This window comes from Zunongwangia sp. L-65, from assembly GCF_056859415.1.
Map to the genome: position 1 here is coordinate 24,244 of NZ_JBSXOK010000073.1, position 14,177 is coordinate 38,420.

A 14,177-nucleotide genomic window follows, 5' to 3' on the forward strand; every position below is an offset into this window, starting at 1 on the left:
TTGGCAGGAGTTTTTTGATTATCAGCCTTCCAGGAAATTATACAAATGACCTTCAAATCTTTATCGGTACCGCTAAAAGTGTATAAGACACCGTTGCTTGCCTCGAAATTGTAGAAAAGGTTTTTTTACACCTCAAAAGGCTTGTCCCAAGATTCTTGATTTTTCCTACTACTTCTCTACATAATCAAGACGTAATCTCTAAAAAATATATCGATTGCGAATTCAATAATTTTATTATATTAGTAAATGTAAAATTTACATTTATCTTTTTAGTTTTTTTTACTTTTTAAACCTAAAAAGTATTATAACCAAATTCTGTTTTAAATGATATTTAAAAAAATTATTGTTACATTTTTAGTATTATGCGCTGTTACTGCATTTGCTCAGGAAAATTTGATTGTTAATACACAGAATCGTAAACAGGTTTCTTTAAACGGCACCTGGCATTACATTATCGATCCTTATGAAACCGGTTTTTATGATTATAGATATAAGGAGAAAGGTGAAAAAGATGCTGAAGCTTATTGGAACAATCCGGAACCCAATGGAAAAACCGATCGAAAAGAGCATGGTTACAATAATGATTACAGCATTCAGGTTCCCGGAGATTGGAATTCGCAGGACGATGTGTTTAAGTATTATGAAGGTACCGTTTGGTATCAAAGAGAATTTGATAAGCCGAAATTAGATGAAAATGAACGCATTTTTTTATACTTCGGTGCGGTAAATTATGAGGCTCATGTGTATTTAAATGGCAAAAAGCTGGGAATGCATAAAGGCGGATTTACACCGTTTAATTTTGAAATATCACCAGGAATGCTGAAAGATAAAAGTAATTTTTTGGTGGTTAAAGTAGATAATAAACGCTATGCAGACGAAGTTCCTACATTAAATACTGATTGGTGGAATTACGGCGGAATAACCCGTGATGTCAAACTAATAATTACGCCACAAAATTTCATTCAGCAATACGCGATACACTTAAAACAGTCACAGGATATAGAAAAATCTTTAAAGCGTAAGAGATTTAATATTTCGGGTTACTTCAAATTAAATACTACTGCTGCTGAAGAAAAAATAACGATAGAAATTCCAGAAATTGGATTTAAAGAGGATGTGGATATTCGTGATTCTGAAGGCTCTTTTGATTTGGAAGCGAAAAAATTAGAGTTATGGTCACCAGAAAATCCAAAGCTTTACAAAGTAATGTTTACGTTGGGAGAACATACTTTAACCGATAAAATCGGATTTAGAAAGGTGGAAGTTTCTGGTAAAGATGTGTTGCTTAACGGTAAGGAAATCTTTATGCGCGGAATTAGTATTCACGAAGAAATAGCTCCTGAAATTCGTAGAGCTAAAAATAGTGCAGATGCAGATAAGCTTTTTGGTTGGGCTAAAGATTTAAACGTTAATATGGTTCGCCTGGCACATTATCCGCATAACGAATATATGACACGTGCGGCAGATTCTTTGGGGCTTTTGGTTTGGAGCGAAATTCCGGTGTACTGGACCATTGATTTTAAGAATGATGAGGTTTTAGAAAAAGCTAAAAAACAATTGGATGAAATGATTATCAGAGATCAAAATAAAGCCTCTGTAATAATCTGGTCTGTTGGTAACGAAACTCCGGTTAGTGAAGCCAGAACTAAATTCATGAAAAGTTTGGTGATGCATGCTAAAGAAAAGGATGATACACGATTGATTTCAGCGGCATTAGAAGTTGGTTATAATCGTGGTAGAAATTATATCGATGATCCTCTTGGGGAATATACAGATATTGTTTCTGTAAATGAATATTTAGGTTGGTATGGTGATTTACCTCACGCTAAAGTAAAATCAAAATGGGAAACAGCTTATGATAAACCCCTGTTTTTTAGTGAAACAGGAGCAGGTGCAAAAGGAGGATTTCATGCTGATAAAGAAACCAGATGGAGTGAAGAGTTTCAGGAATGGTATTTTGAAGAGACCCTTAAAATGATGGAAAATATGCCAGCGAATTTTACGGGCTTGTCTCCATGGATTCTGGTAGATTTTAGATCCCCAAAGCGTAACAATCCTAAATATCAGGAGGGCTGGAACCGCAAAGGTTTAATAGACGATAAAGGAAATAAAAAGAAGGCCTTTTTTACGCTAAAAAAGTACTATGAGAAAAAAGAAGAGGAGTACAAGAAGAGATAATAGTACTATTTATGAATAGTTAAAGCCCGATTTTCAACTTGAAAATCGGGCTTTTAATTTTGGAAGCCTGCTTTCGTTTTCAGGATATAAAATAGTAGGATTTACTTTAGCTTAATTTTTAATCTTTAAATAGAGGGAGATTCTTCACATTCCCATACTTACTAACAGGCCGCTCAATTTAAAAGCTTTGAAGGTTTGGTTTTTTAGAAAGAATATGTGGTTTTAAAAACAGATGCTTTAGATTAGTTTTATTTTTTGGATTATTCGCTATACCCAGGATTTTGTTTCAGATTACTATTGGTAAGCATGACATCGTATGGGATAGGATATAATTGCTTATTGATATCTGAGGCATCATGAGAAAACCAGGATTTTGTAGTAAAAACTCCGAATCTTATCAAATCCTGTCGGCGTCTTCCTTCCTGGCAAAACTCCCATCCAAGTTCATCTAAAAACCGACCATAAGTAATATTTGAACCGCCTTCAAAGGTCTGGGAGTAGCTATCTCTACGTCCGTAATCATAGTTACTTCCCATGCTAAGTTCCGCATCGGTAACTGTGGCTTCCTGAGCTGAGTCAAAATCTCTCATCCTAACTTCGCTAACTAGTTCTCCTGCGCCAGACTGCCCTGACCGCATTAAAGCTTCAGCTTTCATTAGTAAAATATCTGCGTATCTAAATACAGGAAAATCATTACCAAGTCTGTTGGTACTGCCTATTTTATATTCAAATTTACCCCAGCGATAGCCATCGTCTTTATCAGATTCGTCGATAGAAGGTACCGAGTTGGTGTAGTTTATAGATAATTCCTCTCCCGATAAAGCATATTGTTGCCCTTTTATATAATTTTCTTTTAACCTTTTATCATTAGGATTAAAAGAATCTATAAACTGAGGGGTTGCGCAAACACCACCCCAGGGCGCGTATGCCATATCGTAGGTTTGTTGATTTTCTTGCGCTAATGTGTACATATGGAAATCGAAGGCATTCCAGTCAGTTACATATTTTTCGTCCATGGGTAGCGCAAAAATTATTTCTCTGGAATCTTGATTTTCGGTAATGAATACATTTTTTTGATTAGCTTCTAGATTATAGTTTCCGGAGGCCATTACCGCATTACATTCTTCGATACATTTTTGCCACATTGCCTCTCCTTTCCAAACCTCTGCATTAAGGTACATTTTAGCAAGTAGGGTGTGGGCAACCCATTTATTCATTCGTCCATAATAATAGCCTCTGGCTTCTTCAGATAAATTGTCGATATTATTTGTGATTTCTTCAATGATAAAATCAAAAACTTCAGAACGCTTGGACTGTTGTGGTAAACTTGTGTCGCTGTAATCGGTTACAATAGGAACATTGCCATAAAGATCTACTAAAATATAGTAATATGACGCCCTTAGTACTTTTAACTCAGATATTAAGGCATTTTGGGTATCTCCATCAGGTAAAACGATAACGCCCTGATCAATTTGATATAATAATCGGTTTACGGTATTTATCCCTTCAAAAGTCCTGCTCCAGGATTGGTAAACACTATCATCGTTGGTGGTCCAGGTATGTTGATGCCATCTTTTATAAATATATCCATCGATCCATCCTATTCCAATACGTGCAGGAATTACATCCTGATCTGCACTTAATTCCTGAGCTCTAACCACGCCATTCCATAAGAGCATTGTTTTACGCCAGGGAACATAGGCAGCATTTACCAATGCGCTAATATCATCTTCTGATTCAGGATTAAAATTTTCGCTTACTACACTGCCATAGCTATCATCATAAAGTTCGGTACAGGATATGTTAAACATTATCAGTAAAATACCAATGGCTACACTTATTTTTTTAGTTTTCATTAGAATTGCTTTTTAATTTTAAAATCTGGCACTAAGACCTAAAGTAAAAGTGGTTACGGTGGGGAATTTCTCCCTTCGATCTATTCCCGGGTTTAATCCTGAAGTATTTACTTCTGGATCGATACCATTATAGCCGGTTATCGTAAATGCATTATTCACCGATCCATATACCCTTAGAGATTTGATAATTTCAGTATTAAATTTATCTATAGTATACCCTAAAGCGATATTATCGATTTTCCAGTAATCTCCATCTTCAACATAGTAACTATTATATTCTGCCTGTACTTCTGGGCTAAGCGTTGTTTTTCCGAATACTTTGTCAGTAACCGAAGAAAGACGATTGTCCCTATATCCGTTTTGAGTACCTTCAAAGTTCATTTTAGCTTCATTTATAATCTGGAAATTAAACGCCCCTCTCATATTTACCGTTAAATCCAGGTTTTTATAACGGAAAGTGTTATTGAAACCGGCGTACCATTTAGGGATACCATTACCTATATAATGGCGGTCTTCCGGAGCATGGCTAAAATCATCGTAAGCTACGGGATTCCCATTGGCATCTTCATATATCCATTTTCCATCCTGATCTACATCTGTTACTCTGAATCCATAGAAATTTCCTATAGATTGTCCTACCTGGACACGATGGGACCTTGTCGTTTGTCCTTCGTAATAAACATCTCCTGTATCAAAAAAGTCGTAATCGGTTTTGAATACACTGCCATTTAGGCTTTTCAATTTATTTTCGTTAACAGAATAGGTAATGGTACTATTCCAACTAAAATCTTCGGTTTCTACAGGTGTAGTATTAATCAAAACTTCAATTCCGCGATTTACCATATTTCCACCGTTGGCCATTATCGTAGGATATAGGTAAGGAGGCATAGAAACGTTGTAAGAATATAAAAGGCCTACCACATTGCGTTCGTAAGCATCTATTGAACCCGAAAGCCGACCGTTTTTAAGTGAGAAATCCACCCCAAGGTTGGTTTCTCTTTTTTCTTCCCATTTTAAATCGGGATTAGGGTTAGAGGCAGGAACAACAGTTCTTAACCATTGACCATTTACATAGGCATAATCTCCATATTTAAGCATTCCTATACCTAAAAAAGAATCTGCTGGTTGGGAACCGGTCACCCCATAGCCTGCTCTCAATTTAATTTCATTAAAAAGATTCTGGTCACTCATAAATTCTTCATTTGTGATTTTCCAACCAATAGAAGCTGCAGGGAAAGTTCCCCAGGCATTGTTGGTTCCCCAGAGCTGACTTGCACCTTCATGTCTGATACTGGCCATAAGCAGGTATCTATCTTTATAGGAATAGGTGGCACGAGAAAAGAAACTAATCAGATTTTTTTTGAATTTTCCAGAACTCATTCCTGCAAAACCTTCCTGAAGCGCATTTCCAACGCCTATATTATGCCATCCACCAAAATAATCGTCCTGAAATCCAAAATTATTCATACCATACCATTCGCTTTCATTACTTAAGTAGCTGTACCCTAAAAGCACTGAGAACTCATGATTTTCCAAATCTTTATCATAGGTTGCGGTTAACTCTATTTGCCTATCGGTATCAGTATAGCCTCCTATGTTGGAGTAGCCCGCAAAACCATCCCTTATATTGGAAACGTGATTTAAAGTTTCAGAGTAACCGTTGGTGCTTGGCTCCCTTGTCAACGAGAAGTTACCATTTAGCGTAAGCGCTTCTATAGGATTATAGGTTACTGTTCCAACGTAACGCATTTCAGAAGTTTTTACATTTCCGTCAGATTCTTTAATTAGGGAAAGCGGGTTTTCGTATCCTAATTTACTGATGTTCTGATACCAACTTCCATCTTCGTTTTTAATAGGTGCTGTGGGATTATAACGCATAGCCTGATAGTAGATCCAGGGCCTAAAGCTACTTCCTGCTCCGGTAGAGGTATATTTATTCTCTCTTCCTAATAAAGAAAATCGCAGATGCAATTTATCGTCAAACATCTTGTGATTTACTTCTAAGCGTCCTCTAAAGGTTTGGTTATCTGACTTTAAAAAGATGCCTTGCTGTGAATTATAATTAATGTTTGCAATATAATTGGTTTGTGAACTGCCTCCTCTAAGCGTAATATTATGCACATGGGTTATAGGGGTTCTGGTGATTTCGTCCAGCCAGTTGGTACTGGCCCCTAAATCTGATTCCGGATATAATTCCCGAAACTGTCCTGCACTTAAAAAATCGAGTTCTCTGGCAATTTTGGCAGTGCTTATATATCCAGAATATTCTACCGTATTTATCTTCGCACCTTTCGCCCTTTTTGTAGTAATTAAAACAACGCCATTCGTTCCCCTAACACCATATATTGCTGCGGCAGATCCATCTTTTAAAACATCTATGGTTTCGATGTCTTCTGGAGCAACCGTGTTTAAAGCTCCTGGTATACCGTCGATAAGTACCAGAGGGTCTGAATATGCACCAGATAGCGTATTGTTTCCTCTTAATTTGATTGAGCTTGTTGCTGTAGGATCTCCATTAGCATTGGTAACCGCCAGCCCAGCAACTTTTCCCTGTATCAATTGTCCGGCATCGGTTAGTTGCCCTTTATTAAAATCCTCGGCTTTAACATTAGCTACAGCACTGGTCACATCTCCTGCTTTTTGTTTTCCATATCCTATAAGTACGATTTCTTCCAGGGCATTGGTATCTTCTTGCAGGGAGATATTAACTACTCTATCTTTTCCTACAGCGATTTCCTGAGTAGCAAAACCCACATAAGTCACTACCAAAATAGATCCTTCAGGAGCGTCCAGGGTATAGTTGCCGTCAAAATCTGTAGAAGTTGCTATTTGTGTTCCTTTAACTACAATATTAGCACCGGCCAATGGCATACCATCATTTTCTGAAGTCACCTTACCCGTTATTGGTTCCTGAACATTCTGATGGGAGAAATCTACTATTTTTGCCTGGGCTTCATGGTTGAAACATACAAGCATTACGACAAGCAAGGAGAGAGTATACCTTGACATAACGTAATGAGTAAAAAAATAAAATTTACACATAAAAAAATTGATTTAAATTAATAGTCTATTGTTTAATCTTTAAGTTTTACGTTTTGATTATGTTATTATATCAATGATCGAAACGAAAACCTTTTCGTTTTTCATGCTTTTTTTGTATTGTAGGTATCATGTTCTGCCAGATGACTTAAAAGTATATGCTAGCTTATTTGGGACTACTAAAATTGACGTTGTAGGCGCTTATTTTAGAAACTTATTATAACCCCGGCTTCGGGCCGCTTAATTTTTAAGCAAATACGCAAAGCCGGATCGGGTTATAAATTTTAACTTAAAATAGAGGGGATGATTTTAAGTGTATTTTTCAATCCCTATTAGAGGGGGGAATTCCGCGAGGTTCTTTTTTCTTTTAAAATGCTATAACCATCTTATCGCCCTTGTAAGTGATTTTCTTTGTAGTTTTGGTTGTTTCAGCAGTTTCTATATGTAGTTGGAATGATCTATCTTTAAGCATTCCCTCAAACTTTCCTTGACGCTTTTCGATCGTTAACTGTTGTTTGTTATTATCCCAAACGAATTTTATTTCGCTATAGGCTCCCTTTTCGTAATTATAATTATCGTTCTCATCTTCATATAGAGTAAATTCAGCATCAGCACCGGGATATATATTTATTTTTAAGTTAGACCAGTCTTTTTGTTCAGCATAATCAACTTTAGGGCCTACGGGAACGATACTCCCTGCTTTCACATATAAAGGAAGAATATCTATTGGCGCTTTTTTATCGATAGTTTGTCCACCAGAAAAACGTTCTCCAGTCCAGTAATCAAACCATTCTGTTCCTTTTGGCAGGTATACTTGACGATATCCATCTTGTTGAAAGTTTTCTTTTTTATCTTCGGTATACATCGATTTCAAAACCGGAGCGACTAAAAAGGAATGTCCAAACATATATTGATCATTAAGATCTAAGACCTTTTCATCGTTAGGGAAATCCATTACCAAAGCACGCATTAAGCTTGATTGTTGATTTGTAATCTGCCATGCCTCAGAATAGATATACGGAAGTAGGCTGTAGCGTAAATTAATATATTTTTCCAGGGCATCATATACGGGTTCTCCTTTTTTACCAAATTGGTAAATTTCGCGTGGAGCATCGGCTCCATGGGATCGCATCATTGGTGTGAAGGTTGCGAACTGAAGCCATCTTGCATAGAGTTCCCTATATTCCGGATCGTCTAATTTATCCTTAAACTCCCATATAAAGAAACCTCCAATATCGCTATTCCAATATGGGATGCCCGTAAGTGAAAAATTAAGTCCTGAGGATATCTGGTCTTTTAGTGTTTTCCAGGAAGCTTCGGTATCGCCAGACCAGGTATTGGCAGCATAGCGTTGCTGGCCGGCAAAAGCCGAACGCGTTAAAATAAATACCCGCTTATCTGAGGTAGCTTCACGCATATGCTTATATACACCGCCTACCGTCATTAATGGGAAAGCATTACGTACTTTTCTAAAAGAGCCTAGATAGGTTTTTTCATCAAAATCTTCAGGTGTGATATCTAAATGATCTGGTTCTGTAGAGTCCATCCACCAGCCATCGATGCCCAGTGAGAATAAACCTTTTTTTAGATATTTCCAATAGATATCTCGTGCTTTTGGATTATAAGGATCATAGACCCTTACGCCTGAAGGATAATCCATGTTTGGTGGCCAGTCACTTTTACCAGATTGTGGCCATGTAGAAAAGTTGAACAACATGTTATCTTTTTCCAATTCTTTATAAGGTTGGGTTTTTGGTCCAAAAGAAGACCATATTGAAATAATAATATGTGCATTCAATGCATGGATATCGTCTACCATTTTTTGAGGATTTGGGAATTCTTCATTTAAAAATTCCATGGCATTCCAATGGTAATTATCTCCCCAATACTGCCAATCCTGGATTATACCATCTAATGGAACTCCTAAATCACGATATTTTTTCACAACACCAACGGTTTCTTCCTGACTTTTATAGCGCTCTTTACTTTGCCAGTAGCCGTATGTCCATAGTGGGAACATAGGCGCCTGTCCCGTTAATTGTCGCATGTGAGCAATCACACCATCGGCATTACCGCCATACATAAAGTAATAATCTATTCCATCACCAACTTCTGAGGTAAAAGAAGTGGCGCTTGTATCGTCGCTAAACGTAGTAGGAGAGTAATTGTCCCAAAATAAACCATATCCTTTAACCGATTGGAAAAACGGAATATAATCTTCGCGGTTTGCCTGGACCATTTTAACTTCCAGGTTGCGTTGTGACATTTTGCCATTTTGTAAAATCCCAAGGCCATAAATAGTCTCCTTGGGATCTAAATTAAAGCTTTGGCTTACCGTGTAGGTGTCCTGATCTACATCTGTAAATGGAGTAAATAAAGGATCGCCTGTTTTCTCTTTTAAAAGAAGCGAGTGATCTGGAGAATTGTAACGTATATTACCTGTTTTGGTATTAATAGCGATCTCCAGTTTTTCACTTCTCAATAGGAGTTCATTCTTTTTTTCTTCAATTTTAAATGATGTTTTTTTAGGCTCTAAAACAACTGAAAGACTTTTCTTTTCAAAAGAAGAATTCTTTGGGGTTTTTATAACCCTAACCATGGAAGATGTATAGAACTGAATCTCAAGATTAGCATTTTCCAGACTTAATTTTATGCCTAATTTGGTTTTCTCATAATTAGGATCGTTGTTAAAAGCAAGAGAAGTAAAGGTAAAAGCAATACATGCTATTCCCATTAAAAAGTATTTAATATGAGTCATTTAGAATAATTTTATGAATCAAATTTATTTTTAAATACATAAAATGAGTAGTGCAAATGTTGCAACAATTATCATATTGGTTGAATTTTCGTTGTAATTTCTCAGTTTTTATAATCCGATGGTTTTTTTCCATATTCCTGCTGGAAACATTTTCCAAAATAGCTAAGGCTGGAAAAACCTACTTTAACAGATACTTCGGAAACTGATTTTCCTTCATCCAAAAGTTGGCGAGCATGTTTTAATTTTATGGAGCGAATAAAGGCAGTAGGAGATAGGCCAGTAATAGCTTTTATTTTTCTGAAAAGTCCGGTACGATCCATGTTAAGATCACTACTTAATTGCTTAACAGAATAAGCTGTGTTTTCCATATTTTCATGAACCTTCTGTAGCGCTTTTTCCATGAATAAGCTATCGGTTTTACCGATCGTTATTTCGTCTGGCTTAATTTCAGCCGAATTTTTAAAAACTTCTTTTCGGGATTGTTGTTCCTGTACCAGATTTTCAATACGTTGTTTAAGGATTTCCAGATTGAAAGGTTTATCCATATAAGCATCGGCCTTAGCTTCAAAACCTTTTAATTTAGATTCTTCTGAAGATCGTGCGCTAAGTAAAATCACCGGGATATGAGAGATTTCAATATCACTTTTAATATTATGGCATAAAGTTATTCCCGTCATTATGGGCATCATTATATCACTAATCACAAGATCGGGATGATGTTTTTTTACTTGTTCTAAACCTTCTAACCCATTCTTTGCCGTATAAATATTAAAATCCTCTTTAAGTTCAGAAAACAAGAAATCCTGAAAATCTGGATGATCCTCTACAATTAAAATGGAAAAGCGCTCATTGGGATCTTTATAAGAAGTTAGGATTTTAGGTTGGGCAGGAATATTTATCCTTACCGGAATCCTTACGGTAAACGTGCTTCCCTTAGCTGGTGCACTGGTTACATTTACCGTTCCCCCTAATAATTCCAGGTAAGATTTAACCAGATGCAAGCCAATACCGGTACCGGTATTCTCACCTTCAGGATTAGATCGATAATAGCGTTCAAAAATTTTTGGTACTTCTTCCTTTGCAATCCCCTTACCATTATCCGTAACCTGTATTTTAAGGATTTCTCCATCTAGTTCCCCGATAAAGCTCACTTTGCCCTCTTGCGGTGTAAATTTAAATGCGTTAGATAACAGGTTACTTACTATTTTTTTAAACTTTTCATTATCTATAAATATTAAGGTTTCTTCTTTAGAAATTTCTCTTTTAAAACGTATTCCCTTATGCTGTGCTAATTCATCAAAAGGCTGAGTAACGTTGTTTAAAAGCTGATTAAGCTGGCAGCAATCAGAATTTACAGATAGTTTCCCGGTAGTTTCGATTTTGCGAACGTCCAGTAATTGATTTACCAATTGTAGCAATTCTATAGCACTTTGATGAATTTTAGTCAATTTAGAGCGATTCGAACTATTTTCGGTTTTTAGAATAGAGGCTAAAGGAGTAATGATAAGGCTAAGGGGCGTTTTTAGTTCATGACTTACATTGGTGAAAAACTGATCTTTTAAAGTCCGTAATTCTTCCGACTGTTTTGCTTTAAGTTTTTCCTTTTGAAATTTTAAAAGTAAGTGGAAACATAGATATATAATGAACAAAATCAATACTATGTAACCCAGGTAGGCCGGCCAGGTTTTCCACCATGGGGGTAAAATGATAATATGTAGAGTGGCCATGTCACTCCATATTGTTCCGTTAGCAGAAGAGGTCACTTTTAAGGTATAGTCTCCCGGGCTTAAATCGGTATAAGAAGCTTTTCCTAATCCATTATCCGGTGCTATTTCCTGCCAGTTTTCGTCGATTCCCTCAAGCCTATATTTGTATTTTGTTTTCGATACATTGGTGTAATTTAATCCAGAAAAACTTAACGAAAAGAAATTTTGTCGGTGCTTCAGTTTAATTGCTGAGGTGTATTGTATTGCTTTATCTAAAATGGTTTTACCGTTAAATTCCTGCCCTGGTGATATAAGCTTCCCAAATAATTCGAACTGCGTGAAAATTGGTATCTCTAATTTGGTTTTTTCTAAAAGATTATTGGCAGGATTAAAAATATTAAAACCATCCAAGCCGCCCCATAACAAACTACCATTGTTCATTTTTAGTACTGAATTTTTTACAAATTCATAATCTACAACACCATCATATTGGTTATAATTTGTAAAAAAGAAGGCCGGGTCCTTTTTTTCTTCAGATATATGTACACAAGACAACCCGTTAGAAGTAGCTACCCAAATTTGTTGTTTATCATCTTCTATAATCGATTGGATACTGTTGTTTACCAAGCCATCTTTTGCATAGAAATGTTTAAGTTTATTTTTTTTAGGAAACCAAACACTTAATCCATCCTGAGAAGCGGTCCATAACCATCCACGACTATCCGTATACAAATCATTGATGGCCTGGTTCTTTTGATGAAAAAAGCGAATTTCAGTATTGGTTTTTGCTGTTTGGAGACAATCTTCTTTAAGATTATAAAAAAACAGGCCTTCCCTGGAAACTCCGGCATACTTATTAGAATCAATCCTTGAAATATTAAAAATTGGAGCTAATTTTTCTGTTACCTGTGTTATAGCATTATTTTTAGAGTTCAATAAAAACAAACCCTGATCTGTAGCCAACAAATATTGATGAATTGAAGCGTCAAGATACTGGTAAACTTGTGAGAATGGGGTTTTTAGTTTTTGGAAAGTCTTTTTATTGGAAATATAGAGACCATTGGATGTGCCAATCCAGCAATCATCCTCCTCGGTAAAAATAAACCTGCATTTTAATGGAGTTGTAAATCTTGAAAATCGCTCTATTTTTTGGTTTTTTGGATAATATAAAAAAACTCCGTTATCAGTAGCTACTAAAACTTTATTCTCAAATTCAGAAAACCCATTTATTACGATATCTTTTTCTGAGGTATGAGGAAAGAACTTATGTCCGATATTTTTAAATTTAAAACGGTCCCGGTGATAATATAAAAGCCCTCTGTTTAATGTACCGATCCATACCCCTTTATTCTTGTCAAAGAAAATAGTACTTATTTCAGAATTAATGACATCTCCATTTAGCAGTTTAAGTTTTTCTATGGTTCTTTTGTGGAATAGTGAAGTATCTATTTGCATAATTCCTTTAGGATTGGTAATCCAAATATTGCGATTCCAATCGATGCTCAATGTATTTAGAAAATAATCGGTTTTAAGAAGCATCTCCCATTCTCCACTGTTCATATTTAGCCGATGTGCAATTCCCAAGCTATCCCCATTTCTTAATTGATAGATGTAATGTTTATCTGGAACGACCAATAAAGTATTGTGATAAGGTTTATTTTGAATGGAATTTTTAAAATGCCTAATTTTTTTTGAAGTGAGATGGTGAGCGTCTACCTGTCCTGAGCGATAAAATAGAAAAACCTGATTTTTAGCTACCGTAAGGTCATAAAGCGGATCGTTTTTAGGCAGTTTATCTATAAAAACCGAAGCCTTTTCTTTATCCCTGGGTTTAAAAAATAACTTTCCGCTTTCTCCTTTATACCAAAAGTCTTTATTAGGATCAATAAAAAAATCAGTCACTTTTTCATTTATTCCCAATTTTTGAAAAATTTGATCCACATCGGTAATCAATTTTTCTTTTTTCATGTCGATATACTTAAGCGAGTATGTATTCTTCAGCCAGATACCGTCGTTAGGACCTATGTAAAGGCGGTGATAACCGGAATAATCGGATAATTCATAATCTTTATCTTCATTATAGTGCATATAAGTAAAAGAGCTCCCGTTATAAATGTCTACCAGACCCTCTGTAACAATAACCATCCTGCCATCACTTAACTGACCGATGCTACGCACCTTATTTCCCGATAAGCCGTCACTCGCATTTATTTCTGAAAAGACATATTGGGGGGATTGTGGGTATAAAAATTCAACAGAAAAAAATAAAAAAATAAAAAATTTTAAAGTCGGCCGAAATCGCTCCTTAAGGAGATATGATGATGTAGGGTTAGAAATATACACTTTAAATTTTTCTATTAGGTGTGCGCAAAAATGTATTAAAATTAGATAGCGATTTTTTGCAGCGTTTTATTTTAAGATCCTTAAAATGCTTCAGATGCTTAGGTTAAATATACAAATGTTATTTAAACATTTATTTTTTAGAAAGTTTAAAGTGTTATTATAGAACAGTCTTTAGGAAGTCTAAACATTGAATGCTGTTTTTCTCTTCTCCAAATCAGTACAAAAGAGGAAGATTAGTATTACAAAATATAAAATATGATGTTATCTCAATGCATAAGCTTTTAATATATTATTTTT

5 protein-coding genes are annotated in these 14,177 nt (G+C 35.7%); 1 reads left to right on the top strand and 4 read right to left on the bottom strand.

What is annotated here, in order from left to right; translation table 11 throughout:
• Positions 1 to 324 precede the first annotated feature (324 nt).
• Positions 325 to 2,178 carry a glycoside hydrolase family 2 protein gene (locus AC13DP_RS15930; protein WP_483068099.1) on the top strand — a complete coding sequence of 618 codons (1,854 nt, stop codon included), beginning with the start codon at positions 325 to 327 and terminating at the stop codon, positions 2,176 to 2,178.
• Between the two features lie 260 nt (positions 2,179 to 2,438).
• Here the strand turns inward: AC13DP_RS15930 and AC13DP_RS15935 are convergent, their stop codons facing one another.
• From AC13DP_RS15935 to AC13DP_RS15950, 4 genes are all read right to left on the bottom strand, one after another.
• Positions 2,439 to 4,034, bottom strand: a complete 1,596-nt coding sequence (locus AC13DP_RS15935) for a RagB/SusD family nutrient uptake outer membrane protein (RefSeq protein WP_483068100.1) — start codon at positions 4,032 to 4,034, stop codon at positions 2,439 to 2,441.
• Between the two features lie 18 nt (positions 4,035 to 4,052).
• A complete protein-coding gene (locus tag AC13DP_RS15940; protein WP_483068101.1) occupies positions 4,053 to 7,043 on the bottom strand; it encodes a SusC/RagA family TonB-linked outer membrane protein in 2,991 nt (996 codons plus the stop codon).
• A gap of 397 nt (positions 7,044 to 7,440) precedes the next feature.
• Positions 7,441 to 9,831, bottom strand: a complete 2,391-nt coding sequence (locus AC13DP_RS15945; RefSeq protein WP_347406010.1) for a glycoside hydrolase family 31 protein — start codon at positions 9,829 to 9,831, stop codon at positions 7,441 to 7,443.
• Between the two features lie 101 nt (positions 9,832 to 9,932).
• Positions 9,933 to 13,715, bottom strand: a complete 3,783-nt coding sequence (locus AC13DP_RS15950) for a hybrid sensor histidine kinase/response regulator transcription factor (RefSeq protein WP_347406011.1) — start codon at positions 13,713 to 13,715, stop codon at positions 9,933 to 9,935.
• Between the last annotated feature and the right edge of the window lie 462 nt (positions 13,716 to 14,177).

Excerpts from the sequence above, each read along its gene's own strand:
- AC13DP_RS15940 (WP_483068101.1), bottom strand. The coding sequence starts at position 7,043 with ATGTCAAGGTATACTCTCTCCTTGCTTGTCGTAATGCTTGTATGTTTC.
- AC13DP_RS15935 (WP_483068100.1), bottom strand. The coding sequence starts at position 4,034 with ATGAAAACTAAAAAAATAAGTGTAGCCATTGGTATTTTACTGATAATG.
- AC13DP_RS15945 (WP_347406010.1), bottom strand. The coding sequence starts at position 9,831 with ATGACTCATATTAAATACTTTTTAATGGGAATAGCATGTATTGCTTTT.
- AC13DP_RS15930 (WP_483068099.1), top strand. The coding sequence starts at position 325 with ATGATATTTAAAAAAATTATTGTTACATTTTTAGTATTATGCGCTGTT.